Below are 24,382 nucleotides of genomic sequence, written 5' to 3'. Positions count from 1 at the left end.
CTAGCCCCGCATCCAGGTGTGATAGCGCTCGACCCAGTTGAGCAGGCCTTCGGGCTTGTGCGCCTTCTTCCAGTTTCCGGCCGCGAACTTGTTCGCTTCGACCATGGTGGGATAGGCGTGGATTGTGCCGAGAATCTTGTTGAGCCCGATCCCGTGCTTCATCGCCAGCACATATTCGGCGAGCAATTCGCCCGCGTGCGCGCCGACGATAGTCGCGCCCAGCACTGTGTCCTTGCCGCCTGCGGGGGTCAGGACCTTGACGAAGCCCCTGGTCTCGCTCTCGGCAATCGCGCGGTCGAGATCGTCGAGGTCGTAGCGGGTGACTTCGACCGCGATGCCCTGCTCGGCCGCCTCGCGTTCGTTAAGGCCGACGCGGGCAAATTCCGGGTCGAGGAAGGTGACGGCAGGGATCACGCGGTAATCCGCCTTGAATTTGCGCAGGCTCCCGAACAGCGCGTTGACGCTGGCGTACCAGGCCTGATGGCTGGCGGTGTGGGTGAACTGGAACGGCCCGGCGACGTCTCCGGCGGCAAAGATGTTGGGGAATTTGGTGGCGAGGAATTCATCGGTGACGACGGTCTTGGCGGTGTCGACGCCGATATCCTCCAACCCGAACCCGGTGAGCCGCGCCTTGCGCCCGACGGCGACGAGCAGCACATCGAAGGGGATGCGCACCTCCTGCCCGCCTTGTTCGGCGATCAGCGTGCGGTCTTCGATCCGCACCGCCTTGTGGCCCGTCAGCACGCGCACGCCGTCTGCCTCCAGCACGCTGCGGGCGAGCGCCGACACATCCGCATCCTCGCGCCCGAGCAGCGCGTCGGCCATTTCGACCTGCGTTACCTGCGAACCCAGCCGCGCCAGCGCCTGCGCCAGCTCGCACCCGATCGGCCCGCCGCCCAGCACCGCAACGCGCGCAGGGGCTGTGTCCATCTGGGCAAAGGCGTCCCACATCGTCTCGCTGGTGAGGTAGCCGCTGCTATCGATACCGGGGATCGGCGGCACCACCGGCTCCGCACCGCTGGCAATCACGATGCTGCGGGTCGTGAGGCGCTGCGTGCCGCCATCATTGCGCGCGATTGCGACCGTCCAGGGGTCGATGATTGTCGCATAGCCCTTCACCACGTCGACGCCGAGACCTTCGTAGCGTTCGACCGAATCATGCGGTTCGATGGCCTTCACCGCGCCCAGCACGCGGGCGATCACGGCGCGGAATGGCACATCCGGCTCGGTCGGGGTGAGACCGTACTTGTCCGCACCGCGCATCATCGCCGCCACCTTGGCGCTCTTGATCAGCGCCTTGCTCGGCACGCAGCCGGTGTTGAGGCAATCGCCGCCCATTTCGTTAGCCTCGACCAGCGTCACCTTGGCCTTGACCGTCGCGGCGATCAGCGCCGACACCAGGCCCGCCGAGCCTGCGCCGATCACCACCAGATTGCGGTCGAAGCTCTTGGGCCGGGTGAAGCCTGCATAGACCTTGCGCCGCTTGATCAGGCCGATCACCAGCTTGGCCAGCCACGGCGCAATGCCCAGCAGCACGAAGCTGCCCAGCACGCCGGGTGAGGCGATGCCCGAGAGGCTCTCGATCCGCGCCAGCTGCGTCCCCGCATTCACATAGACCGCCGTGCCCAGCAGCATCCCGATCTGGCTCACCCAGATATAGGTCAGGGTGCGGATGCGGGTCAGGCCCATCACCAGATTGACCACGAAGAAGGGGAAGGCCGGGATCATCCGCAGGCTGAAAAGGTAGAACGCCCCGTCGCGCTCCATTCCGGCGTTGATCGCCTTCAGCCGCTCACCGAAGCGCGCCTCGATCGTGTCGCGCAGGACATAGCGCGAGGACAGGAACGCCAGCGTGGCCCCTAGGGTCGAGGCGAAGGAGACCAGGATCGTCCCTGTCACCACCCCGAACAGCGCCCCCGCCGCCAGCGTCATGATCGCCGCACCGGGCAGCGACGCTGCCGTTACTGCGACATAGGCAGCGAAGAACCCGGCGATGACCATCACCGGGTTTTCGGCGTAGAAGGCCTCCCACTGGGCGACCAACTGCTTGATCCCCTCAAGCGTGAGATATTGCCCGAGATCGAAGATGAAATAGGCCGCGATGATGGCGGCCAGCACGGCGAGGATGGCAAGCTTTTTCACACGGTCTCCTGCCTGCACATTCGCGCAAGCTGCTGCGAGGGTTACGCCATCTGCGCAAGGCGGACGTATTGCGCAATCCAGCGCTTGTCGATCCAATGCTTGAGCGCCAGCACCCAGCGGCCCTCGGCGGCGAGCGGGCCATAGCTGGCAATCGCGCTGCCGTCGCCGGTGTTCATCAGATAAAGGTTGTTCCAGCGCGGGCGATAGGTGCGGCGCGGAGCTTCGCCCGCCAGCACGGCGCGCAGGTTGGCGGCGAGCACCGGGCCCGCGAAAACGGCATGAACGCCGGAGTGGGCAAGTGGTCGGTCCGTGCGCGCAGCGACGTCCCCGGCGGCGAAGATGTGCGGGTGTGAGGTCGAGCGCTGGTGTGCATCCACCGCGAGAAAGCCCACCGCATCGGTGGCGATGCCGCTCGCTCGCACCCATGCCGGCGCAGCGCTGCCGGTGGCGGCGATGATGCAATCGGCGGGTTCCAACGATTGTTCGCCTGCGACAATTGCGCCGCCCGCGAAACGCGCATCGGCGGCCAGCACTACGATCCCCTCCCGCGCCAGCGTTTGGGCGGCGCGGGCTTGCACGGCAGGCGCGAAGCCGGGGAGCAATCCGGCGCGCCCCGCCGCAAGGGTGACTTCGGGTGGCAGGCTGACCCCAGCGCGATTGCGCAGCGCAAAAGCCAGTTCCACGCCCCCTGCCCCGCCGCCCACCACCACGATCCGCGTCAGTGGGCCGAGCGCGGCAAGGCGGTCGACGAAAGCGCCGATGGGTCGCACATCGATCAGGCGCGGATCATCGCCCAGCAGCTTGGCCGCCTGCCCTTCCCCGCCAGTATCGAAAGAAGCGATGTCAAAGCGGATCGCCTCGCCCGCTGCAGTGCGGACCAGTTGCGCGTCAGGGTCGAGGCCGGTGCAACGATCCAGCACCAGCGCCACGCCTGCGCGCGCTGCCAGCGCAGCCAGATCCACCAGCCCATCATCCTGCGCATGCTGCCCCGCGATCCAGCCGGGCACCATCCCGGAATAGCGCAAGTGCCGCTCCGGCGTCAGCAGCACCGTCCGCACACCCGCAGGCGCGCCGCGCTTCGCCCAGTCCGCCAGCACCGCGACATGTGCATGGCCACCGCCCACCAGCAGCATCACGGTTTCTGCACCGGCCGAGGCATTCTGCCGTGTCATCATGCTCGCTTCATCGGCCTTGGTTCAGCTATCCGCAAGCTTTGGACGCTAACGGGGCGGCCACACGACATTGCTTCGCATTAGCCTTCAATACTTCATATCTTCAAGAAGTTGCAGCACCTTTTTTGTCGCTGGAACCGTCGGCGTGTTGAATGATTGATCGCTTGCGGCGCGGTAATGTTGCAAGAGTTGCACTCACGTTCGGTCGCGAGTTGTCCAAGCCGGACAACCCGGACCTTGAACGCAGATTTCGGATTGAAAGGCTGCCATGGCAGGAGAAGGCCAAAGTTACGGCTCGCAGATTTCGCTGGTAAAATTCTTCAGGATTTTCTTCGATATCCTGAAGCCCGAAGCGAATTTCTACTGGCTCGCGGCCGTCTACGGGATCGGCATCAGCTTGCTCAGCCTGGCGACGCCGATTTCGGTGCAGATGCTGATCAACACCATCGCCAACACCGCGCTCACTGCGCCCCTGGTGGTGTTGTCGCTCACTCTGTTCGGCCTGCTGTTCATTTCCAGCATGCTCTACGCGCTACGGGTCCACCTGATGGAGCTGTTCGCGCGGCGCTTTTACGCCCGCATGGTCGCCGAGATTTCGCTGATCTCGGTCTATGCGCAGAATCCGTTTTTCGACGACGCCAAGAAGGGCGACCTGTTCAACCGCTATTTCGACGTGGTCTATGTCCAGACCGCGATCCCGATCCTGTTCATCGGTGGCTTCACCACGCTGTTGCAGATCGCGGTCGGCTTTGTGCTGGTGAGCCTCTACCACCCCTATTTCCTCGGCTTCACGCTGATCATGATCGCGCTGATCTGGGTCGTGTGGCTGACCTGGGGCAGCCGCGCGCTGCGCACCGGGGTCGATCTCAGTCACGCCAAACACAAGACCGCCGCCTGGTTGCAGACCATCGGCGGATCGAATGGCTTCTTCAAATCCCAGCGCCGGATCGACTACGCGCTCGACAAGACCGATGATTACACCCGCCAGTACATCACCGATCGTAAGCGTCATTTCCGCCACCTGTTTGCGCAGACCATCGCCTTCCTGCTGATGTATGCCGCCGCCAGCGCGGCGCTGCTCGGCCTCGGCGGCTGGCTGGTGATCCAGAACCAGCTCACGCTCGGTCAGCTGGTTGCGGCCGAACTGGTGCTGTCGGCAGCGTTCTTCGGCGTGGCGCAGCTTGGCAGCTATCTGGGCTATTTCTACGACCTCTTCGCCGCGGTTGAGGAAATCTCGCAATTCTACGATGTCGAGCAGGAACAGCCCAAGGGCGCTGATCCGTTCGAGGGGCCGGATCACGCCATCGTGATGAAGGGCGTGCGCGGCAAGGCGCGGCATGAAGAGGCGCAATTCGATCTGGAGATCCCCTCGGGCTCGATCATCATGGCCGCGGCCAGCCAGCATGGGGTGCAACGTCTGTTCACCAACCTGCTCAAGATGCACGCTCTGCCGCAGTCCGGCTTTGCGACGCTGGGCGGGGTCGACATGAAAGCGATCGAGGCGCACCACCTGCGCAAGAACGTCCACGTGCTCGACCGGCCGAGCATCGTCGAAATGACGATCCGCGAATATCTCGCCTTGTCTTGCCCCGACACCGCGCCGCAGCGCATGATCGGCGCCTTGGAGACGGTGGGGCTGGCGACCATGATCTCGACGCTGGACAAGGGCCTCGATACCCCGCTGGCGGCGACCGGCTATCCGCTCTCGGCCGTGGAGTTGCAGCAGCTGAAGCTCGCCAATGCATTGCTGGAGCGCCCGCGCATTCTGGTGCTCAGCCGGCTGTTCGATCTGATCGACCCCGAACCCATCGCCCGCGCCGTGACGGAGCTGCGGGCGCAGGCCTATTCGACCGTGATCTACTTCTCCAACCGCCGCATCGATCTGGGCTTTGACCGCTTCCTTTATCTCGAAGCGCACCAACAGCGGTACTTCGACAATTTCGAGGAGTTCAGCGCCGCGATGAACCGCCCCGCGCCCTATACCGGCGCCCCGATTGCCGAGGGAGGCGCATAATCATGGCAACGCTCAAGGAAGACATGGCGCATTTCACCACGCTGGCGTCAATCAAGACGCCGCGCGTGATGCGGGCGGTGTTTTTCATGCTGCTGGCGGCGATCGTCATCACGTTGGCTTTCCTGATCTACGTGCCGTGGGTGCAGACCACTTCGGGCCGCGGAGTGGTGACGACGCTCAGCCCCAATGAGCGCAAGCAGGATATCAACGCGCTGGTGCCGGGCCGGATCGAGGAATGGTACGTGCGCGACGGTAGCTCGGTGAAAAAGGGCGATCCGATTGTCCGCATTGCCGATATCGATCCGCAGCTGCTTGACCGGTTGCAGGCCGAACGGGGGCAGATGGAACTGCAATTGCAAGCCGCGCAGTCCGCGCTCGCCACGGCACAGATTGACGAGCGCCGGTCACGCGAATTGTTCGAAGCTGGGCTTGCCGCACGCCGCGATTACGAATTGGCGCAGATCAAGGTTGCTGACATGCAGGGCCGCGTGGCCGCAGCGCAGGCCGATCTCAACCGCGCCGACACCAACATCGCGCGCCAGTCCGAACAGATCGTCCGTGCCCCGCGTGACGGCTTCATCCAGAGCCTCAATGCCGGGGACGCTGCCACCTATATCAACGCTGGCGACGTGCTCGCGACCTTCGTGCCTGATGGGGCCGAACGCGTGATCGAGATCTTCATCGACGGGCGCGATGTCGCGCTGGTGCGTCCCGGCGACAAGACCCGCATCCAATTCGAAGGCTGGCCGGCGGTGCAGTTTTCCGGCTGGCCCTCGGTCGCGGTCGGCACCTTTGGCGGGCGGGTGATCTCGGTCGACCAGTCGGCCCAGATCAATGGCCGGTTCCGTGTGCTGATTGCCGAGGACCGGAGCGAGCTTCATCGCTGGCCGGAAGAACGCTACGTCCGCTTCGGCGCTGTGGTGCAGGCTTGGGTGCTGCTCGAAACCGTGCCGGTGGGTTACGAAATCTGGCGTCAGCTCAACAATTTCCCGCCTGAACTGCCGGTCGCGGAAAGCACCGGATCGGCCAACTGAGGATGAAGCGCAGGACGGCCTTGATCCGGCTGGGCACGGTGCTCGGCCCCGCCGCTATCGGTGCAGCGCTGCTGGCGCTCGCTCCGGTGGCTGCGGCGGCGCAGGATATCGCGCCGGTAGGCGATCCGCTCGACGTGGCGCTGACTACTGGGCCGTTGCTGCCGGATGAAGTGCTCCGCTCCTCGGCACTCACCTTTCCGTCGATCCTCGAATCCTTCGAGCGTGAGGCGGCAGCGCGTTCCGACCAGCTCAGCGCCGATGGTGCTTTCGACCTGATGCTGAAGGGCGAATATTACGACCGTCTCACCGGCTACTATTCCGGCGGGTTCGGCAAGGTCGAAGCGCGCCAGCCGCTGCGGCCGTACGGCGCGGAAGTATTCGGCTCCTACCGCGTCTCCAACGGCGATTTCCCGATCTACGAGAACTACAACTACACCAACAATCTCGGCGAGATAAAGGTCGGCGCGCTGTTCTCGCTGCTGCGCAACCGCGACATCGACAGCCGCCGTTTCGCGATCGAGGACACCCGCCTCGCCGCCAGTCAGGCGCGGCTTGATGTGCTGCTGGTGCAGTTGAACGTCCAGCACGAAGCGCTGCGCGCCTATTGGCGCTGGGTCGGCGCGGGCGAGGAAATCCGGGTGTTCGAAGAACTGCTCGAAATCGCCGAAGCCCGCCAGATCGGCCTCACCCGCGAAGTCAATGAAGGCGCCCGCGCCCGCATCGCGCTGACCGAGAACGAGCAGAACCTGCTGCGCCGCCGCTCGCTGCTGGAGGAGGCCAAACGCAACTTCCTCACCGCCGCCAACAGCCTCGGCTTCTATCTGCGCGGCAGCGACGGGCGGATGGTGATCCCCACCCGCGAGATGTTGCCTGATCTGTCCCGCATGAAAGCGATTGCGCCGGTCGAACAGCTGGTGGCGGCACCGCTGAGCGACGTGATCCAGAGCCGCCCCGAGCTCCAGACCTTCAAGCTGGCGCTGGAACGCGCGAACAACCGCGTGGCGCTGCGCCGCAATGATCTGGAACCCTCGCTCAATGCCAGCGTCGAACTGTCGCGCGATTTCGGCCAGATCGGGCCGGGCGGGCCGGGCTTCGATTCGACCGACACCGTGGTAGGCCTGACCTTCAGCGTCCCCCTGCAACGCCGCACAGCGCGCGGCGCAGTGCAGCGGGCCGAAGCCGAACTGCGCGAGACCGAGCTGCGCCAGCGCCGCATTGCCGATCAGATCACCACCGAGGTCGGCAACATCCTCGTCAATCTCAACACCGCACTGAAGCAAGCCGACCTCGCCGATGCCGAGGTCAAGCAGGCCAACCAGATGGTGCAGGCCGAACGCACCCGGTTCCGGCTGGGCGCTGGCGATTTCTTCTTCGTCAACCAGCGCGAGGAAACCGCCGCCAACGCGCAAATCAACGCTATCCGCGCAGAGCTTGCCGGGCGGTTAGCCGAAGCGAGCTACAACGCGGCAACGATGAACCTTGGCGCGCTGGGGCTGGAGTAGCCGCCTACCGCACCGTGAAGTGAAATACGCGGGCGCCTGCGACCCAGCGGCCCTGCGTGACCCTTAGGCCCGAACAACAATAGTCGGATTACAGCTTGCCCCGCAGCGCCTGATAGGCCGCGGCTGTCACCGTGTTGGCGAGGTTCAATGACCGGATCACGTCCGAGCGCATCGGCAGCTTGACCAGGCGGTCGGCGTGGCGGTCGATGATGGGTTTGGGGATGCCTGTGGTCTCCTTGCCGAACACCAGCATCGCATCATCCGGGTAGTCCGGCTCGTAGAAGCTCTTCGCGCCAAATTCCTCGAACAGGAATAGCTGATCGGCGCGCGGGGTGCGCGCGGCGAGGAACGCGTCCCAGCTCGCATATTCGGTGAGGTGCACATGCGGCCAGTAGTCCAGCCCCGCGCGCTTGACCCGCGTATCGGTGATCTCGAAGCCCAGCGGGTGGATCAGGATCAGCTCCATCCCCAGGGCCACGCAGGTGCGCCCGACCGAGCCGGTGTTGCCGGGGATTTCGGGTTGGACGAGTACGATGGCGGTCATGGGCGCGGCTCTGCTGCGAGATAGGCGCGCAAGGTCGAGAAGTGCGAGAAGCCGGGCTGCATCTGCATGGCTGGCGCACCGGGCAGCTGCGCGGCGAGTGCCTCGGCCATCGCAGGCGGGGTCCAGTCATCCTCACTGCCCTGCCAGATCGTGACCGGCTGATGGACCTCGACAAGCACTCTCGTCCAATCGGCGACATAGGCGCGGATTTCGGCCGTATAGGCGGCGCGCTGAGCCAGCAGGCTTTGGCGCAGCGATTGCGCAAGCCCCGCGATGAACTGTGGATCGCCGGCCAGCGCGCGGTCAGCCCCGCTCGCCTTCGCCATCAGCGCTTCGGCCATCTTTGCGGGAGCAATCCGGGCGACCTGCGCCTGCATGAACGTGAGCGCCGCGAACGGCATCCGCCCCGACAGCGCCGCGCGGAACACGGGCGCGCCTGCCATTCCGGGCAGAAAGTCGCCCAATTGGAGCGGCGCGGCGGGCGAGACGAGGTCGATCCGCTCGACGCTGGCCCCCAAATGCGGAGCCACCTGCAAGGCCGCCGCCGCGCCCAGCGAGAAGCCGACGAGGCGCAGCGGCTCATCGGGAAATGTCGCAGCGATCCTTGCGGCAAGCTGCGAGAAGTACCCTTCACCCGGCGCTGCGGAGCGATCGACGACATGGAAATGCCCGACCTGCGCGGCGATTTCCGGGCCGAAGTTCAAAAGCTCCGCCGCCGATCCCGGCAACCCGTGGAAATAGAGCGTGACGGGCCGCAAAGCCTTGGCTCCGGGGTCTAGCCGAGCTTGTCCTTGAGCAGCTGGTTCACCACGCCCGGATTGGCCTTGCCCTGCATCGCCTTCATCGTCTGGCCGACGAAGAAGCCGAACAGCGCTTCCTTGCCGCCGCGATATTGTTCGACCTTGTCGGCATTGGCGGCGATGATCGCGTCGACCGCAGCTTCGATCGCGCCGGTGTCGCTGACCTGCTTCAGCCCTTCGGCCTCCGCGATTTCAGCGGGATCGCGGCCGGTCTTGAGGACGATTTCGAAGATTTCCTTGGCCTGACCGCCACTGATCTCACCCTTGTCGGCCATTGCGAGGATGCTCGCCTGTGCAGCCGCCGTGGCGTTGGCGAGGTCGGCGTCATCGCCCAGCGCCTTGATCACACCCGGCGCAACCGAGAGTGACCAGTTGGCGACCTGCGTGGCGACCTTGGCTTCGTCCTTGGCCGTAACCTTGGCGGTTTCGGCCAGCAGCGTCTCGAACCGCGCAAAGGTCTCGACCTCGGCCGTCAGCTCGCGCGCGTTATACGGCGTGAGGCCCAGAACCTCGACGTAACGCTTGCGCTTGGCGTCCGGGAGTTCGGGCAAGCTGGCGCGGCATTCGGCGAGGAAGTCGTCTTCCAGCACCAGCGGCAAAAGGTCGGGATCGGGGAAGTAGCGGTAATCGTGCGCGTCTTCCTTGCTGCGCATGGTGCGGGTCGTCCCGGTGCCCGGATCGAACAGGCGGGTTTCCTGCACGATCTTTCCGCCGCTTTCGATCACATCGACCTGCCGCATCGCCTCATGCTCGATCGCCTGCATCACGAAGCGCACCGAATTGACGTTCTTGGTCTCGGTGCGGGTGCCCAGCCCCTCGCCTACGCGGCGCACAGAGACGTTCACGTCAGCGCGCATCGAGCCTTCTTCCATGTTGCCGTCGCACGAACCGACATAGCGCAGGATCGCGCGCAGCTTGCGCAGGTAAGCCCCTGCTTCAGCGGGCGAAGCCATGTCGGGACGGCTGACGATTTCCATCAGCGCCACGCCCGAACGGTTCAAGTCGACATAGGACATGGTCGGGTGCTGATCATGCATCAGCTTGCCCGCGTCCTGCTCGACATGGATGCGCTCGATGCCGATGATCTTGTCTTCGGGGATGCCCGCCTTCTCATCCGCCTCGATCAGGAGTGAACCTTCGCCGACAATCGGATGATAAAGCTGGCTGATCTGGTAGCCCTGCGGCAAGTCGGCGTAGAAGTAGTTCTTGCGGTCGAAACGGCTCCACGCATTGATCTGCGCGTCAATCGCCATGCCGGTGCGCACCGCCTGACGGATGCACTCGGCGTTGGGCACGGGCAGCATCCCCGGCATCGCGGCATCGACCAGGCTGACCTGCGAATTCGGCTCGGCGCCGAACGCGGTGGCCGAGCCCGAGAACAGCTTGGACTGCGACGTCACCTGCGCGTGGACTTCAAGGCCGATCACGACCTCCCATTCACCCGTAGCACCCTGAATGCGGTAGTTGCTCATTGCTTGTCCTCGTCCTCGATCACCTTGCCATCCGGCCCGAAGCGCATCTCGCCATGATCGACGTGTTTTCTGACCCAATTGGCGACCATGAAGGTCACCGGCACCGCAGCGGCGATTGCCAGTCCGGCAATCCACAGCGGCAGATCGGCGTTCACCACCACTTCTCCGGCTTGGCGGTGAAGCCTGCCCGTTGCTGGATGGCGAGGCCTGCATTGAGCACGCCCTGCTCGTCGAACGGGCGGCCGACCAGCTGGAGGCCGAGCGGCAGGCCATCAGCGTTGATCGTCGCGGGCACGCTCATCGCAGGCAGGCCAGCGAGCGAGGCGGGCACGGCGAAGACGTCGTTGAGATACATCGTCAGCGGGTCTTCATTCATCGAACCCAGCGGGAAGCTCGCCGTCGGCGTGGTCGGAGCGAGGATCACATCGCACTGCTCGAAGGCGCGCTCGAAATCGCGGGCGACGAGCGCACGGACCTTCTGCGCCTGCGTGTAATAGGCGTCGTAGAAACCGGCCGAGAGCACATAGGTGCCGATCAGGATGCGGCGCTTGACCTCGTCGCCGAACCCGGCGGCGCGGGTGGCGGCGTACATGTCCTGCAGGCCGACGCCCTCGGGCAGATCGCGCAGGCCGTAACGCACCCCGTCATAGCGGGCGAGGTTGCTCGAAGCCTCAGCCGGGGCGACGATGTAATAGGCGGGTAGCGCATATTTGGTGTGCGGCAGCGAGACGTCGACGATTTCCGCGCCCGCGTCCTTGAGCCATGCCTTGCCCTGCTCCCACGAATCGAGGATCGCCTGATCGGTGCCCTCCATCCGGTATTCGCGCGGAATGCCGACCTTCTTGCCGCGCAGATCGCTGTTCAAAGCGGCCTCCCAGTCGGGCACGTCCATCTGGAGGCTGGTCGAATCCTTGGGATCAAACCCCGCCATCGCGCCGAGCATGATCGCGCAATCCTCGACGCTGCGGGCCATCGGGCCTGCCTGATCGAGCGACGACGCGAAGGCGACGATGCCCCAGCGTGAGCAGCGGCCATAGGTCGGCTTGATCCCGCAGATGCCGGTGAAGGCGGCGGGCTGGCGGATCGAGCCGCCGGTGTCGGTTCCGGTCGCAGCAGGCGCAATCCGCGCGGCGACCGCCGAGGACGAACCGCCCGAAGAGCCGCCGGGGCTCATCGCGGCGTTCGACCCGGCTTTCTTCCACGGTGAGGTGACGTTGCCGAAATAGCTGGTCTCGTTGGACGAGCCCATCGCGAACTGGTCTAGGTTGAGCTTGCCCAGCATCCCCGCGCCCGCGTCCCACAGCTTCTGGCTGACGGTGGATTCGTAGCGGGGGGTGAAGCCTTCGAGGATGTGGCTCGCCGCAGTGGTCTGCACGCCGTGGGTGGCGAACAGATCCTTCATGCCGATCGGCACGCCCGCCATTGCGCCCAGCGGCTCGCCCGCAGCGCGCGCGGCGTCGACCTTATCGGCGGCGGCCAGCGCATGATCGGGGGTGGTGACGATGAAGGCATTGAGGCTCGCCGCCGCAGCGACGGCAGCGTTGAAGCTTTCGGCGACTTCGCGCGCGGTGAAGTCCCCGGCGCGCACGCCGTCCCGAATGTCTTTTACACCGAGTTGAGTTAGGTCAGTCATTGTTTCCAACCGTTCGCCCTGAGCCTGTCGAAGGGCTGTCCTTCTTCGGGCGCAAGAGCAGAAAAGAAATGCGGGGCTTCGACAAGCTCAGCCCGAACGGAAAGGGTGAAGGCCCTTTCCTACTCGATCACCTTGGGCACGCCGAAGAACCCGTGCTCGGCCGCAGGCGCGTTGGCGAGGATATCGCCCTGCCTGCCGCCGCCGGTCAGCGGATCGGCGTCGATCACGTCAGCGCGCAGACGCAGCGTGTTGGGGATCACGGCCGCCATCGGCTCGATCCCGGTCACGTCCACCTCGCCCAATTGCTCGACCCATTGCAGGATGCCGTTCAATTCCGGCACCATCTGTTCCAGCGCGGCGTCATCCATGCGGATGCGCGCCAGCGAGGCGATTTTGGCAACGGTTGCCTTGTCGACCGACATTGCGCGTCCGCCCCTTACTGGCCCGGAGCCACCGGAGGCGCACCCTCTGGCGCGCCGCCCGGCGCTGCACCACCGGGAGCGCCGCCCGGGGCAGCGCCCATCTGCTGCTGCATCGTCTGCTGGAGGATCTGCAGATTGCGGTCAAAGGTCGCGCGGCTCATGATGTCCATCACCTCGATCTCGAATTCGAGATCGGCGTTGGGCGGGATCGGCGTACCCGGAGGCGGCGTTGCACCGTAAGCGAGATCGGCCGGGATGAAGAGCGTGTACTTGCCGCCCTTCTGCATCTGCTGAAGCCCCTGGAAGAAGCCCGGAATGGTCGCGCCATCTTCAACCGGGAAGGGATTGCCTTCGGGGAACAGGCCCTGGACCGGCAGCGGGATGTTCTGCGATTCGTCGAACACCGTGCCATCGGCAGCCAGCTTGCCCTTGTATTTCACGAACACGACATCGCCCTTGGCCGCAGTCTTGCCCGTGCCTGCGACTTCGACATCAAGGTCAAGCCCGCGCGGCACGGCCGACCAGGCAAGCCCGCCGCCCACCGCGATCGCAAGCGCGACCCCGATCCACAGCTTGGTGAGCGAGCCCTTGGCCACAGGCTTGATCGGAACGCGGGTAATCTCGGTCATGGGTACGGTCCTGATGGGCGGCGCATTGGCGCCACGTTATGACGGCAAAAGGGCGCGGGAATAAGCCGCGCCCTGATGACTGATCGGAAAGGGGGATTCAAGCGCTTCTGCGAGGCAGAGTGCGCTTGGCAACGGGATTATTTGCTCCCGTCACGCTCCATCCGCTTGCGCTCCATCTTTCGGGCGCGGCGCACAGCAGCAGCCTTTTCACGGGCGCGCTTTTCGCTGGGCTTTTCGAAGTGGCGACGCAGTTTCATTTCGCGATAAACGCCTTCGCGCTGCAGCTTCTTCTTGAGCGCGCGCAGGGCCTGATCGACATTGTTATCGCGAACCATGATTTGCATAAACGACGACTACCTCAATTTTCCAAACGCCAGAGCCCGCCCGAATCACGCGGGGATACGCGGTGAATTGCCTGTGAAACACCAATGATACAGGGGCGATTCCCTTTCAGGACCGCCCACTAAACCGCGCCCCGATAGTCCAACATCGTCCCAAAGGCAACCCGCCAGCGTGCTCGTCCCGGCGCAATCGTTCTTCAGCTGCGCTAGGCAGATCGCGCGGCGCTCGCTATGGCCGCGCGATGTCCGGTGAAATCTCCCCTCTCATGGCAAGCCTCAATGTCGCTGTCGGCGGCGCTGCGGGCTCTGTGCTGCGCTATCATGCTGGCCGCGCTGTCACGCATCTGGCCGGGCCGGAAAACGCCTTCCCGTGGGGGACGCTCGGCGTCAATATCCTCGGCAGCTTGTTGATGGGCGTGCTGGTGGGCTGGCTCGCGCGCGGCAGCGCCGAGGCCCAGACGGCCGAGAATGTCCGGTTGCTGATCGGCGTCGGCCTGCTCGGCGGGTTCACCACCTTCAGTGCTTTCAGCGCCGAGCTTGTCACCCTGCTGCATCGCGGGCAAGCGCTGCTGGCCGTGGGCTATGCGGCCGCCTCGCTGGTCGCCGGCATGGCAGCGGTCATCATCGGCCTTGTCGCCGCGCAGAGTGCATCATGACCGAGACCCCGACCGATAACGTCCGCCAATTCACCGTCAGCGAAGATGACGACGGCATCCGGCTCGACCGCTGGTTCAAGCGCAATCTGCCGCAGATCGGCTTTGCCACGGTTTCGCGCTGGGCGCGCACCGGGCAGATCCGCGTGGATGGCAAGCGCGCCAAGCCGGAGGATCGGCTGGAGCAAGGCCAGGTCCTGCGCGTGCCCCCCGGCGGCGAAGATACGCCCGCCACCAAGAAAGCCGCGCCGCGTCTGCGCACCCTGAGCCCTGAACAGATCGCCGAAGCCAAGGGCATGGTGATCCGCGAGACGGCAAGCGCGATCGTGCTCAACAAGCCCCCCGGCCTTGCCACCCAGGGCGGCAGCAAGACGACCAAGCATGTCGACGGGCTGCTCGATGCCTTTGTCGAAACCGAGAAGACCCCGCGCCCGCGGCTGGTCCACCGGCTCGACAAGGACACGAGCGGAGTCCTGCTTATCGCCCGCACGCCCGGGGCTGCTGCGAGTTTCTCCAAGCGGTTTGCTGGCCGTTCGGCGCGCAAGGTCTATTGGGCGCTGGTGGTCGGCGTGCCGAAGCTGTCCGAAGGCGTGATCGACGCCCCGCTCGCCAAGCAGCCGGGCACCGGCGGCGAGAAGATGCATATCGACGAGGAAAACGGCGCGGCCGCCAAAACCCGGTACCGCGTGGTGGAGCGGGCGGGCCAGCGTGCCGCCTGGGTCGAGCTTGAACCCCTCACCGGCCGCACGCACCAGCTGCGCGTCCACATGGCCGCGATCGGCCACCCGATTGTGGGCGATGGCAAGTATGGCGGGCCGGATTCCTTCCTCACCGGCGCAGTCAGCCGCAAGATGCACCTGCACGCGCGCCGCCTCATCATCTCCGAACCCAAGGTGGGTGAAGGAACCGGCGGCAAGCTGGATGTGACCGCCGAACTCCCCCCGCACTTTGCCATGAGCATGGAAGTGCTCGGCTTTGACCAGGGCCTGTCCGACGCTTCGCCCATGGGCGACGAAGCGCCGGAGCGTACGGGTGAGGAAAAGAAGCAGGCCGCCCGCCGCCATTTCAAACAGGCGCGGAAAGAAGCCCGTGCACCCCGCCGTGCGCGCGGGGATGCTGCGGCCAAGCCCAAGGCGAAAAAGCCGGCGGCCAAATCCGCTGGCAAGCCTGCCGGAAAACCCGCGACCAAAGCCCCCGCCAACCGGGCGAGGCCGACTCCCAAACCCGCTCCCAAAGGCGGCGGCAAGCGGACGGGCCGCTGATGCATCCCAATCCGCTTTACCGCAGCGATGACACTGCGGCTGACGCAGCGCTGGTCGGCCAGATCGGCTTCGGCATGGTCTTCGCCGCCACGCCCGATGGGCCGCGCGTGGCGCATACGCCGTTGCTGATGACGGAGGGCGGAGCGGTGCAGTTCCATCTCGCCCGCAACAACGCCCTCGCCCGGCATCTTGATGGCGCCACCGCGCTGATCGTGGTCAACGGCCCGGACGCCTATGTCTCCGCGCGCTGGTATGATGATCGCAACACCGTGCCGACCTGGGATTACGTCACGCTGGAGCTGGAAGGCCCGGTGCGGCGGATGGACGACGATGGGCTCGAAGCCTTCCTCCACGCCGCCATCGCCAAGCACGAGACGCGGCTGGGCGGCGAACCTTGGCGCGCGGAAGAATCCTCCGAGGCAATGTGGGCAGGCCTGTTCCGCGGGATCGTCGGCTTCGAGCTGACCGTCGCGGCACGGCGGCCGACCTACAAGCTGTCGCAGAACAAACCGCCCGAAACCCGCGCCCGGATCGCTGACGGGCTAACCGAGGCGGGTTCGCCCGCGCTCGCCGATTGGGTGCGGAGCGTGGCCGGATGAGCGGCGTGCGGCTCGCGGTGTTCGATTGCGACGGGACACTGGTCGATGGGCAGGCGGATGTCTGCTGGGCGATGGAACGCGCCTTTGCCCGTTCTGGGCTGCCCGCGCCCGAAGTGTCCGCCGTGCGCCGCGCCGTCGGGCTGAGCCTGCCACAGGCTGTGCGCACGCTGTCGCCCGATCTCACCGAGGATCAGAACCGCGCCGTCACCGAATTCTACCGCTCCAGCTTCCGCGCGCGGCGTGAGGAAGGCTTGCTCGACGAGCCGCTGTATGATGGCATCGCTGATCTGCTACGCGAACTGCACGGCGCGGGCTGGAGCCTTGCGGTCGCCACCGGCAAGTCCGACCGCGGGCTCGCCGCGTGCCTTGCGACGCATGGGATCGCCGACCTGTTCGTCTCGCTCCAGACCGCCGATCGCCACCCGTCCAAGCCGCATCCCGCCATGCTGGAGGCCGCCCTGTTCGAAGCCGGCGCAAGCCGCGAACAGGCCGTGATGATCGGCGACACCAGTTTCGATATGCTGATGGCGCGCAGCATCGGGGTTGCCGGGATCGGCGTCGGCTGGGGCTATCACGCCGCGCCCGAATTGCTGGCGAGCGGCGCGGCCCGCGTGGTCGGCACTGCCGAGGCGCTGGCCGCTGCGCTTGAGGAGGTCCTGCCATGAGCCGATCCGACCGCGACCTCGCCGAGGCACGGGCCCGCAATGGCTTCATCATCATCAACCTCGTGCGGTTCAGCGGGGTTGCGCTGGTGATGCTCGGCTTTGCCATCGTGCGCGGGGTCATTGACCTGCCTTATGCGGTGGGAGCGGTCATTGCGGTGGCTGGCTTTTTCGAGGTCTTCTTCCTGCCGCGCTTCATCGCGCGCCGCTGGAACGCCGGAGACAGGACGCCCAAATGATCCGCCGGTTCTACAAGGACGTGACGCTCGGAGCGCAGCCGGGTGGCTATCAGGTGCTGCTCGACGGGCGCGGCGTGAAGACCGTGGGCGGCGAGGCGCAGATCGTCCCGACGGAAGCACTGGGTGAGGCGCTGGCGGCCGAATGGCGGCGGCAGGGCGAGACAATCGACCCCGCCAGCCTGCCGCTGCGCGACATGGCCGACTACGCGATCGACATTGTCACGCCCGATCCGGCGGCGATTGCCGATGGCCTCATCGCCTATGCCGAGACCGATACGCTCTGCTACCGTGCCGATCCCGACGAGCCGCTCCACGCACACCAGCAGGCGGTGTGGGAGCCGCTGCTTGCCGCGTTCGAAGCGGCGCATGGCATCACCCTGGTGCGGGTCAGCGGTGTGCTCCACCGCCCGCAACCGGAGGCGACGCTGGCGATGCTGCGTCAGCGGCTGGCGACGCTCGATCCCTTCGTGCTGGCGGGGGTGGAGACAATGACCACGCTTGCTGCCTCGCTGGTGACAGCGCTTGCCGCCCTTGATGCCGGGCATGAGGATGAACCGCGCGCCTTGTGGCAGGCGGTCTGTCTCGAGGAAGAATGGCAGGCCGATTTATGGGGCCGCGATTGGGAGGCCGAAGAACGCCGCGCCCGGCGCGAAGCCGATTTCCTGCGCGCCCATGGCTTTGCGAGGTTGTCGCGGCGCTGAATTAGCCCCCCGCGACCCAATCCGCCACTTCGGCAGCGACGCGGTTGGCTGCGCTATTGAGCGCCGCGCCCACTGCGCGGGTTTCGGCCGGGATGCCGGTTTCACGGGCTTCGAACCGGCGGGTTACGACAGCGCCGTCCTTGCCCACCTTCACCGCATCGAACCGCACCACCGCGGCTGAACCCGGCGCGTCATAGCCCATATCGATCAGCGTGCCGCGCAAGGTCACGGTCGCCAACATCGCCGTATCATCGCCATCGACCACCATCGCCGCGCCGCGCGAGCGGATGGTTTCCCCCACCAGCCGCCGGAACAGGCGGGCGGGCTTCTCCACCCAGAACGCCTCTTGCAGATAGGCCAGTTCGGTCGCGCTCACCTCTACCGGCACGCGCAGCACGTCCAGCTTGGCAGGCGTATCGAAGGTCAGCACCGCCACCACCGGCCGCTCGCCACCCTGAGCGATGCCTTGCCCGGCAGGTGCGCGGGATTCAGGGTTCAGCGTCAGCAGGCTTTCAGGCGGCTCGCCCCCCAGGCTGATACAGCCGGACAGCGCCAGCAGCAGGAGCGGAGCAAACAGGATCGGCCGGGTCAGGAAGGTCATGGAAGCGGTCATCCTCATTTCGGCTTGTAGTCGGGCAGGGACTGGCCGCCCACCAAGGCGCCCGCGCCTTCGCTTTCGAGCTTTTCGGTGATCGAGCGGAGCGCGCGGCTGGTGGCGCGCAGGTCTTGCAGGGTCGCCTCGGCATTGGGCAGCGTACTGGTGCGCAGCTGACGCGCCGCCGGGCGGGTGTCCTCCAGCGTCGCCGCGAGCGAGGCGAGCGCGGAATTGGCCGACTTCAGCGTCTCACGCAGTTCGCGCGCCAGCGGCTCGCCTTCCTTGCTCATCAGCGTGTCGGTGGTGAGCGCCAGCTTTTCGGCGGCATCCAGCGTCTGGTTGAATTCCTGCATGGTGACGCGGAATTCCTTGAGGTTGGCCGTCAATTCCGGCGCCGCATCGGCCAGCCCGCCGGTCAAGCGGTTGGAATTGCGCAGGATGCCTGCCAGTTCTTCCTGGTTCTCCGGGCCGAGGATCGTGTTCAATTGCTCGGTCAACGTCGCCAGCCGTTCCAGCAGCAGCGGCGCATTCGCCACGATCTCGCCAAAGCCGCCGCGCCCCGGGGGAATCACCGGGCGGCCTTCAGGACAGGCGGTGGTTTCACAGGTGATCGGCGGATTGTCCTTGCGCGCGCCATCCAGCAGAATGGTGGACACGCCGGTAAAGCTCGCCTGAATGGTCGCCTGCGTGCCGACGAGGATCGGCACATCCTCCCCCACCTTGATCCGCACACGGACGAATTCGGGATTGTCCTTGGCCAGCGCGATTTCGGTCACTTGCCCCACCGGCACCCCGGCAAAGCTGACCTGGCTGCCCTTGGCAAGGCCAGAGACCGACTGGCCGTAGAAGATGTCGAATTCGTCCTGCTTTCCTTCGCCCAGCCGCGCGATCCAGACGATGAAGGCGGCCAGCACCGCCAGCAGCACCAGCGTCACCGCACCGACCCACAGATGATTGGCTCTGGTTTCCATGTGCGTTTCCTATGACGCGCGGGCGGCGCGCTTGTCCATTACTATCCGGCTCATTCATGGCTCCTGAGGTGCGCATCATGCGCAGCGCGGCCGCGCGGGCCGCCGAAATATTCCTCGATCCACGGATGCTTCGTCGCGATCAGTTCGGGGATGGTGCCAATGGCGATGATCTTCTTTTCGGCAATCACCGCCACCCGGTCGCATATCTCGTAAAGCGTATCGAGATCATGGGTTATAAGAAACACCGTAAGGCCCAGCGTTTCCTTCAACTCGCGGGTCAGCCGGTCAAACTTGGCCGCACCAATGGGGTCGAGCCCGGCGGTCGGTTCGTCCAGAAACAGCAACTCCGGATCGAGCGCCAAGGCGCGGGCGAGGCCAGCGCGCTTCCTCATGCCGCCCGAAAGCTCGGACGGGAACTTGGCCACCGCATCTTCGGGCAGGCCGGTGAGGATCACCTTGTAGCGCGCGATCTCGGTCCGCAGCGCTGGATCGAGATCGGGATAGTACTTCCTGAGCGGCACTTCGACATTTTCGCCCACGGTCAGCGTCGAAAACAGCGCCCCGCCCTGAAACAATACGCCCCAGCGGCGGCGCACGCCAATGCCCTGTTCCAGATCCAGTTCGGTGATGGTGCGCCCCAGCACATCGATCCGCCCTTCGCTGGGCCGTTGCAAGCCGATGATCGAGCGCATCAGCACCGATTTGCCGGTGCCCGAGCCGCCGACCACGCCAAGGATCTCGCCGCGCCGCACCTTGAGATCGAGCCCCTCGTGGACTGTCACATCGCCGAAGCGGTTGACCAGCCCCTCGACCACGATCGGGAAGTTCGCATCCTCCTGATGAAATTCGCCCGCCATCGCTCAGCCCCACCCGACTTCGGTGAAGAACACCGCGAAAAACGCATCGAGCACGATCACCGCAAAGATCGCCGAGACCACGGCCATCGTCGTGCGGCGACCCACTTCCTCGGAATCGCCGCGCACCTGCATCCCGTGGTAACAGCCCGCCAGCGCCACGATCAGCCCGAACACCGGAGCCTTGATCAACCCGACCCACAGGTCATGCGTCGGCACCACTTCCTGAATGCGCAGCAGGAAGGTGACGAACGGAATGCCGAGCGTCAGATCGCCCACCACCGCGCCGCCAATGATCGCCATCAGCGAGGCATAGAAGCCCAGCAGCAGCATCATGAAGGTCGCCGCCAGAATGCGCGGTATCACCAGCACCTCGATCGGCGAGACGCCGATGGTGCGCATCGCGTCGATCTCCTCGGTCAGTTTCATCGTCCCGATCTGCGCCGCAAAGGCGCTGCCGGATCGGCCCGCGACCATGATCGCGGTCATCAGCACGCCGAGTTCGCGCAAGGTGATCCGGCCGACCAGGTTCACCGTCAGCGCTTCCGCCCCGAACTGTTCGAGCTGGACCGAGCCCTGCTGCGCGATAACGATGCCGATAAGGAAGCTCATCAGGCCGATGATCGGCAGCGCGGTCACGCCGACCAGCTCCATCTGGTGCACCAGCGCCTTGATCGGAAAGCGCGTCGGGTGGCGGAGCAGACTGGCCCCGCCGAGCAGAATCTGACCAAAAAAGCCGACCACGCCGTAAATGCCGCGGCGCGCGCCGTAGACCTTTTCGCCCAGCGCCGTCGGCACGCGTTCCCATACGGGCAGGCGGTGCGCGCGCGTGCTACCGCCTGCTTCGATCCCGCGCATGGCGGCCAGCAGCCGCTCGGCCGCCTCGCACGCGCCGGTGATGTCGCAATTGTGTTCGCGTGCGAGCCGGCACACCACCCAGGCGCCGACTGTATCGATCTCGTCCACGGCGGCCAGATCAATGCTGGCGAGCGGGCTCGCGATGCGTTTGAGTTCGGGCTCGATCGCGCCGATATTGGCCAGCGTCAACCGCCCTGACAGCACCAGCCGGGCGGTATCCGCGCCTGCTTCCTCCAGCGTATATTGCGCGGCGTCCTGCATCGGATGGAAGCTATGGGGTGATTTTTCGCCCCCGGCAAGGCTCTCGCGGCGAACCGCAATTGGCTTCCATCATTGCATCGCAACATAGGTGCTGGCATGGCGCGGGGCATCATGAGCGACACTGTGCAACCCACTCTCCCCACCACGTTCGACCCCGCCGAAATCGAGGCGCGCTGGTATGCCCATTGGGAAGCGAACGGCCTGTTCCGGCCCGAGCGGCCCGATGCCGAGGCCTTCACCATCGTCAACCCGCCGCCGAACGTGACCGGGTCGCTGCACATCGGCCACGCGCTCGACAACACCTTGCAGGATGTGGTGATCCGCTACGAGCGGCTGCGCGGCAAGGACGCCCTGTGGGTGGTCGGCACCGATCACGCCGGGATCGCAACGCAAATGGTGGTCGAACGCCAGCTTGAGGCGCGGCAGGACAAACGCACGAACTACTCGCGCGAGGATTTCGTGGCGAAGGTGTGGGAGTGGAAGGCCGAAAGCGGCGGCACCATCACCAACCAGCTGAGGCGCCTCGGCTGCTCGATGGACTGGAGCCGCGAGCAGTTCACGATGGACCCGCATTTCACCAAGGCGGTGATCAAGACCTTCGTTGACCTCTACAATGATGGCCTCATCTACCGCGACAAACGGCTGGTGAACTGGGACCCGAAGCTGAAGACCGCGATCTCCGACCTTGAGGTCGAGACCCGCGAAATTCAGGGCAGCTTCTGGCGGTTCCGCTATCCGCTGGCGGACGGTCTGAAGACGGATGCCGGGGCCGATCACCTGATCGTCGCCACCACCCGCCCCGAAACCATGCTGGCCGACATGGCTGTGGCAGTGAACCCCGCAGACGAACGCTTCGCCAGCGTGGTCGGCAAGCATATCATCCTGCCGATCACCGGGCGGCGCATTCCGATTATCGCTGATGAACACGCCGATCCGGCGCTGGGATCAGGCTGCGTGAAGATCACCCCGGGGCATGATTTCAACGACTTCGAGGTGGGGCGGCGCGCCGGGATTGCGGCGGGCGAGATGCTCAATATGCTCGATGCCGATGCGGCGGTGTGTCAGGTCAATGACCCTGTGGCTCCGATCCCGGATGAGTTCCTCGGCCTCGATCGGTTCGATGCGCGCAAGGCCGTGGTGGAACGGTTGAAGGCCGATGGCTTCCTCGTCCCCCACGTGACCAAGTCCAAGGACGGCGAAGACATCGAGCACGACGCCGAACCGCGCGTGATCCAGACCCCCTTCGGCGACCGCGGCGGCGTGGTGATCGAACCGTGGCTGACCGACCAGTGGTATGTGAACGCGGCGGAGCTCGCCAAGAAGCCCATCGAAGCGGTGCGCTCGGGCGAGATCGGCATCGTGCCGAAGTCGTGGGAGAAGACCTTCTTCAACTGGATGGAGAACATCCAGCCGTGGTGCGTCTCGCGCCAATTGTGGTGGGGTCACCGGATTCCGGCGTGGTTTGGGCCATCGCGCGACGAAAACGGTGTCGTCTCATCATTTGCTACGGAAGTGTTCGTCGCTACGGACGAGACGGAGCTGAACGCCCTAGTCCGCGAATACTACGGCGAGGGCGTAACCGTCACGTTCGTCGACACGATGGAGAAAGCAATCCATCACCCCCTGGGTTTGGGGGACGATCGTAACGTAGCTGTCGTGTTTCAAGACGAAGACGTGCTCGACACGTGGTTCTCCAGCGCCCTGTGGCCCTTCGCCACGCTGGGGTGGCCGGACAACGACGCGCCGCTGCTGAACAAGCACTTCCCCAACTCGCTCCTCATCTCCGGTTTCGACATCCTGTTCTTCTGGGATGCGCGGATGATGATGATGGGCTTCTACAACATGGGCCAGAAGCCCTGGGATACGCTCTATCTCCACGGCCTCGTGCGCGCGGCGGACGGGGCGAAGATGTCGAAGTCCAAGGGCAATGTCGTCGATCCGCTTGGCCTGATCGACCAGTACGGGGCCGACGCGCTGCGCTTCTTCATGGCGGCGATGGAGAGCCAGGGCCGCGACATCAAGATGGATGAGAAGCGGGTCGAGGGTTACCGCAACTTCGCCACCAAGCTGTGGAACGCGGCGCGCTTCTGCCAGTCAAACGGAATCGGTGCTTCGGCGAGCGTGAAGGCTCCGACCGCGCGGCTCGCCGCCAACCAGTGGATCATCGGCGAGGTCGCGGCCTGCGTGACCGAGATCGAAAAGGCGATGGCCGACCTGCGCTTCGATGCAGCGGCGAACGCGATCTACCAGTTCACGTGGTCGAAGTTCTGCGACTGGTATCTGGAGCTCATCAAGCCGGTCTTCGCAGGGGACGCCGACAGCCCGCCCGCGGTCGAAACCCGCGCGGTTGCCGGATGGGCGCTCGACCAGATTCTCGTCATGCTGCACCCCTTCATGCCCTTCATCACCGAAGAGCTGTGGCACAAGCTGGGTGAGCGGCCCTACGAGCTGATCCTCGCGCAATGGCCCGCGCCGGAAGCGGAAGTCTCGAAAGAGGCGACCGACGCGATCGACTGGGTGATCGACCTCACCACCAACACCCGCAGCGCCAAGAACGAACTCGGCATTGCGCCGGGCGCGAAGCTGGCGGCGTTCCTTGCCGCGCCGTCCGATGTTGCGACCCGCACCATCGAACGCAGCAGCGCCGCCATCGAACGCCTCGCCCGCCTGACCCCGGTGACCATTGGCGAGGCTCCCGCAGGCCCCGCGATGCAGGTGACCGCAGGCGAGGACGTGTTCGTGATCCCGCTCGAGGGCATCGTCGACATCGCGGCGGAAAAGGCGCGGCTCGAAAAGGCGCTCGCGGCCAGCACCAAGGAAGCCAAGAGCCTTGACGGCCGCCTCTCCAACCCCGCTTTCGCCGAAAAGGCCAAGCCCGAAGCGGTCGAGAAGGCCCGCGCCGATCTCGCCCACCATGCGGGCGAAGTCGAGCGGCTGACCGCGGCGCTGGCGCGGCTGGGGTGAGCGCGATCCTCCCCTTCAGGGGAGGGGGACCGCGACCCGCAGGGTCGGGGTGGAGGGG

General features: G+C 65.4%; 24 protein-coding genes. 10 read left to right on the top strand and 14 right to left on the bottom strand.

Features of this window, described 5'->3' with window-relative positions; all coding sequences use genetic code 11:
- Positions 1-2,142, bottom strand: coding sequence for a dihydrolipoyl dehydrogenase family protein (locus GVM20_RS10620; RefSeq protein WP_166547172.1), 2,142 nt, complete (start codon positions 2,140-2,142; stop codon positions 1-3).
- Between the two features lie 41 nt (positions 2,143-2,183).
- The gene (locus GVM20_RS10615; protein WP_166547171.1) at positions 2,184-3,317 is read right to left on the bottom strand and encodes an FAD-dependent oxidoreductase; all 1,134 of its coding nucleotides are present in this window, start codon (positions 3,315-3,317) and stop codon (positions 2,184-2,186) included.
- Positions 3,318-3,582: 265 nt separating this feature from the next.
- Between GVM20_RS10615 and GVM20_RS10610 the strand changes: the two genes are divergently transcribed.
- The 3 genes from GVM20_RS10610 to GVM20_RS10600 are packed head-to-tail and all read left to right on the top strand — an operon-like array spanning position 3,583 to position 7,864.
- Positions 3,583-5,328 carry an ABC transporter ATP-binding protein gene (locus GVM20_RS10610; protein WP_166547170.1) on the top strand — a complete coding sequence of 582 codons (1,746 nt, stop codon included), beginning with the start codon at positions 3,583-3,585 and terminating at the stop codon, positions 5,326-5,328.
- A gap of 2 nt (positions 5,329-5,330) precedes the next feature.
- Positions 5,331-6,362, top strand: coding sequence for an HlyD family secretion protein (locus GVM20_RS10605; RefSeq protein ID WP_166547169.1), 1,032 nt, complete (start codon positions 5,331-5,333; stop codon positions 6,360-6,362).
- A 2-nt stretch (positions 6,363-6,364) separates the two neighbouring features.
- Positions 6,365-7,864, top strand: coding sequence for a TolC family protein (locus GVM20_RS10600; RefSeq protein WP_166547168.1), 1,500 nt, complete (start codon positions 6,365-6,367; stop codon positions 7,862-7,864).
- An 88-nt stretch (positions 7,865-7,952) separates the two neighbouring features.
- Here the strand turns inward: GVM20_RS10600 and GVM20_RS10595 are convergent, their stop codons facing one another.
- From GVM20_RS10595 to rpsU, 8 genes are all read right to left on the bottom strand, one after another.
- Complete coding sequence (locus tag GVM20_RS10595) at positions 7,953-8,408, bottom strand: tRNA (cytidine(34)-2'-O)-methyltransferase (RefSeq protein ID WP_166547167.1); 456 nt, start codon at positions 8,406-8,408, stop codon at positions 7,953-7,955.
- Positions 8,405-9,166: an alpha/beta fold hydrolase gene (locus tag GVM20_RS10590; RefSeq protein ID WP_166547166.1), complete on the bottom strand. Its 762-nt coding sequence runs from the start codon at positions 9,164-9,166 to the stop codon at positions 8,405-8,407. The genes GVM20_RS10595 and GVM20_RS10590 overlap by 4 nt, the downstream gene beginning before the upstream one ends.
- 17 nt (positions 9,167-9,183) lie before the next feature.
- Positions 9,184-10,680: an Asp-tRNA(Asn)/Glu-tRNA(Gln) amidotransferase subunit GatB gene (gene gatB, locus GVM20_RS10585; protein ID WP_166547165.1), complete on the bottom strand. Its 1,497-nt coding sequence runs from the start codon at positions 10,678-10,680 to the stop codon at positions 9,184-9,186.
- Entirely contained in the window at positions 10,677-10,835 is a 159-nt protein-coding gene (locus GVM20_RS10580) for a glutamyl-tRNA amidotransferase (protein ID WP_353653141.1), read from the bottom strand. Before GVM20_RS10580 ends, gatB begins: the two co-directional genes overlap by 4 nt.
- On the bottom strand, positions 10,832-12,313 hold the full coding sequence (gene gatA / locus GVM20_RS10575; RefSeq protein WP_166547163.1) for an Asp-tRNA(Asn)/Glu-tRNA(Gln) amidotransferase subunit GatA: 1,482 nt from the start codon (positions 12,311-12,313) through the stop codon (positions 10,832-10,834). The genes GVM20_RS10580 and gatA overlap by 4 nt, the downstream gene beginning before the upstream one ends.
- A 119-nt stretch (positions 12,314-12,432) precedes the next feature.
- The gene (gene gatC, locus GVM20_RS10570; protein ID WP_160761893.1) at positions 12,433-12,735 is read right to left on the bottom strand and encodes an Asp-tRNA(Asn)/Glu-tRNA(Gln) amidotransferase subunit GatC; all 303 of its coding nucleotides are present in this window, start codon (positions 12,733-12,735) and stop codon (positions 12,433-12,435) included.
- 14 nt (positions 12,736-12,749) lie between these two features.
- A complete protein-coding gene (locus GVM20_RS10565; protein WP_166547162.1) occupies positions 12,750-13,364 on the bottom strand; it encodes an FKBP-type peptidyl-prolyl cis-trans isomerase in 615 nt (204 codons plus the stop codon).
- Between the two features lie 137 nt (positions 13,365-13,501).
- Positions 13,502-13,708, bottom strand: a complete 207-nt coding sequence (rpsU, locus tag GVM20_RS10560; RefSeq protein WP_067402220.1) for a 30S ribosomal protein S21 — start codon at positions 13,706-13,708, stop codon at positions 13,502-13,504.
- Positions 13,709-13,971: 263 nt separating this feature from the next.
- On the opposite strand from rpsU, the gene crcB reads away from it, so the two are divergent.
- The 6 genes from crcB to GVM20_RS10530 are packed head-to-tail and all read left to right on the top strand — an operon-like array spanning position 13,972 to position 17,821.
- Positions 13,972-14,361 carry a fluoride efflux transporter CrcB gene (gene crcB, locus GVM20_RS10555; protein ID WP_166547161.1) on the top strand — a complete coding sequence of 130 codons (390 nt, stop codon included), beginning with the start codon at positions 13,972-13,974 and terminating at the stop codon, positions 14,359-14,361.
- Positions 14,358-15,620: an RluA family pseudouridine synthase gene (locus GVM20_RS10550; protein WP_166547160.1), complete on the top strand. Its 1,263-nt coding sequence runs from the start codon at positions 14,358-14,360 to the stop codon at positions 15,618-15,620. The genes crcB and GVM20_RS10550 overlap by 4 nt, the downstream gene beginning before the upstream one ends.
- Entirely contained in the window at positions 15,620-16,219 is a 600-nt protein-coding gene (locus GVM20_RS10545) for an FMN-binding negative transcriptional regulator (RefSeq protein WP_166547159.1), read from the top strand. Before GVM20_RS10550 ends, GVM20_RS10545 begins: the two co-directional genes overlap by 1 nt.
- Positions 16,216-16,884, top strand: coding sequence for an HAD-IA family hydrolase (locus tag GVM20_RS10540; protein ID WP_199799557.1), 669 nt, complete (start codon positions 16,216-16,218; stop codon positions 16,882-16,884). The genes GVM20_RS10545 and GVM20_RS10540 overlap by 4 nt, the downstream gene beginning before the upstream one ends.
- Positions 16,881-17,120 carry a hypothetical protein gene (locus GVM20_RS10535; RefSeq protein ID WP_166547158.1) on the top strand — a complete coding sequence of 80 codons (240 nt, stop codon included), beginning with the start codon at positions 16,881-16,883 and terminating at the stop codon, positions 17,118-17,120. Before GVM20_RS10540 ends, GVM20_RS10535 begins: the two co-directional genes overlap by 4 nt.
- Positions 17,120-17,821 carry an ATP12 family protein gene (locus tag GVM20_RS10530; protein ID WP_166547246.1) on the top strand — a complete coding sequence of 234 codons (702 nt, stop codon included), beginning with the start codon at positions 17,120-17,122 and terminating at the stop codon, positions 17,819-17,821. The genes GVM20_RS10535 and GVM20_RS10530 overlap by 1 nt, the downstream gene beginning before the upstream one ends.
- Before the next feature lies 1 nt (position 17,822).
- On the opposite strand, the gene GVM20_RS10525 is transcribed toward GVM20_RS10530, so the two are convergent.
- From GVM20_RS10525 to GVM20_RS10510, 4 genes are read right to left on the bottom strand one after another with little or no spacing between them, the layout of a single operon-like run.
- Positions 17,823-18,422 (bottom strand): ABC-type transport auxiliary lipoprotein family protein, encoded by a 600-nt coding sequence (locus tag GVM20_RS10525; protein ID WP_166547157.1) that lies wholly within the window; start codon positions 18,420-18,422, stop codon positions 17,823-17,825.
- A 14-nt stretch (positions 18,423-18,436) separates the two neighbouring features.
- A complete protein-coding gene (locus GVM20_RS10520) occupies positions 18,437-19,387 on the bottom strand; it encodes an MlaD family protein (RefSeq protein ID WP_166547156.1) in 951 nt (316 codons plus the stop codon).
- Between the two features lie 50 nt (positions 19,388-19,437).
- Complete coding sequence (locus tag GVM20_RS10515) at positions 19,438-20,244, bottom strand: ABC transporter ATP-binding protein (RefSeq protein ID WP_166547155.1); 807 nt, start codon at positions 20,242-20,244, stop codon at positions 19,438-19,440.
- Positions 20,245-20,247: 3 nt separating this feature from the next.
- Entirely contained in the window at positions 20,248-21,360 is a 1,113-nt protein-coding gene (locus tag GVM20_RS10510) for an ABC transporter permease (RefSeq protein WP_166547154.1), read from the bottom strand.
- Between the two features lie 111 nt (positions 21,361-21,471).
- Here GVM20_RS10510 and GVM20_RS10505 point away from each other — a divergent pair, with 111 nt between their 5' ends.
- Entirely contained in the window at positions 21,472-24,324 is a 2,853-nt protein-coding gene (locus GVM20_RS10505; RefSeq protein WP_166547153.1) for a valine--tRNA ligase, read from the top strand.
- Positions 24,325-24,382: the final 58 nt, after the last annotated feature.

It is taken from the genome of Porphyrobacter sp. SLTP (assembly GCF_009905735.1).
Taxonomy (GTDB): domain Bacteria; phylum Pseudomonadota; class Alphaproteobacteria; order Sphingomonadales; family Sphingomonadaceae; genus Erythrobacter.
Note: the sequence above shows the minus strand (reverse complement) of the source record. Positions and strands in the feature narration are given on the sequence as shown.

Excerpts from the sequence above, each read along its gene's own strand:
- GVM20_RS10565 (WP_166547162.1), bottom strand. The coding sequence starts at position 13,364 with ATGACCGAGATTACCCGCGTTCCGATCAAGCCTGTGGCCAAGGGCTCG.
- GVM20_RS10545 (WP_166547159.1), top strand. The coding sequence starts at position 15,620 with ATGCATCCCAATCCGCTTTACCGCAGCGATGACACTGCGGCTGACGCA.
- GVM20_RS10550 (WP_166547160.1), top strand. The coding sequence starts at position 14,358 with ATGACCGAGACCCCGACCGATAACGTCCGCCAATTCACCGTCAGCGAA.
- GVM20_RS10520 (WP_166547156.1), bottom strand. The coding sequence starts at position 19,387 with ATGGAAACCAGAGCCAATCATCTGTGGGTCGGTGCGGTGACGCTGGTG.
- GVM20_RS10605 (WP_166547169.1), top strand. The coding sequence starts at position 5,331 with ATGGCAACGCTCAAGGAAGACATGGCGCATTTCACCACGCTGGCGTCA.
- GVM20_RS10535 (WP_166547158.1), top strand. The coding sequence starts at position 16,881 with ATGAGCCGATCCGACCGCGACCTCGCCGAGGCACGGGCCCGCAATGGC.
- GVM20_RS10595 (WP_166547167.1), bottom strand. The coding sequence starts at position 8,408 with ATGACCGCCATCGTACTCGTCCAACCCGAAATCCCCGGCAACACCGGC.
- gatA (WP_166547163.1), bottom strand. The coding sequence starts at position 12,313 with ATGACTGACCTAACTCAACTCGGTGTAAAAGACATTCGGGACGGCGTG.
- GVM20_RS10540 (WP_199799557.1), top strand. The coding sequence starts at position 16,216 with ATGAGCGGCGTGCGGCTCGCGGTGTTCGATTGCGACGGGACACTGGTC.
- gatC (WP_160761893.1), bottom strand. The coding sequence starts at position 12,735 with ATGTCGGTCGACAAGGCAACCGTTGCCAAAATCGCCTCGCTGGCGCGC.
- GVM20_RS10525 (WP_166547157.1), bottom strand. The coding sequence starts at position 18,422 with ATGACCTTCCTGACCCGGCCGATCCTGTTTGCTCCGCTCCTGCTGCTG.
- crcB (WP_166547161.1), top strand. The coding sequence starts at position 13,972 with ATGGCAAGCCTCAATGTCGCTGTCGGCGGCGCTGCGGGCTCTGTGCTG.
- GVM20_RS10515 (WP_166547155.1), bottom strand. The coding sequence starts at position 20,244 with ATGGCGGGCGAATTTCATCAGGAGGATGCGAACTTCCCGATCGTGGTC.
- GVM20_RS10615 (WP_166547171.1), bottom strand. The coding sequence starts at position 3,317 with ATGATGACACGGCAGAATGCCTCGGCCGGTGCAGAAACCGTGATGCTG.
- GVM20_RS10610 (WP_166547170.1), top strand. The coding sequence starts at position 3,583 with ATGGCAGGAGAAGGCCAAAGTTACGGCTCGCAGATTTCGCTGGTAAAA.
- GVM20_RS10600 (WP_166547168.1), top strand. The coding sequence starts at position 6,365 with ATGAAGCGCAGGACGGCCTTGATCCGGCTGGGCACGGTGCTCGGCCCC.
- GVM20_RS10505 (WP_166547153.1), top strand. The coding sequence starts at position 21,472 with ATGAGCGACACTGTGCAACCCACTCTCCCCACCACGTTCGACCCCGCC.
- rpsU (WP_067402220.1), bottom strand. The coding sequence starts at position 13,708 with ATGCAAATCATGGTTCGCGATAACAATGTCGATCAGGCCCTGCGCGCG.
- gatB (WP_166547165.1), bottom strand. The coding sequence starts at position 10,680 with ATGAGCAACTACCGCATTCAGGGTGCTACGGGTGAATGGGAGGTCGTG.
- GVM20_RS10510 (WP_166547154.1), bottom strand. The coding sequence starts at position 21,360 with ATGCAGGACGCCGCGCAATATACGCTGGAGGAAGCAGGCGCGGATACC.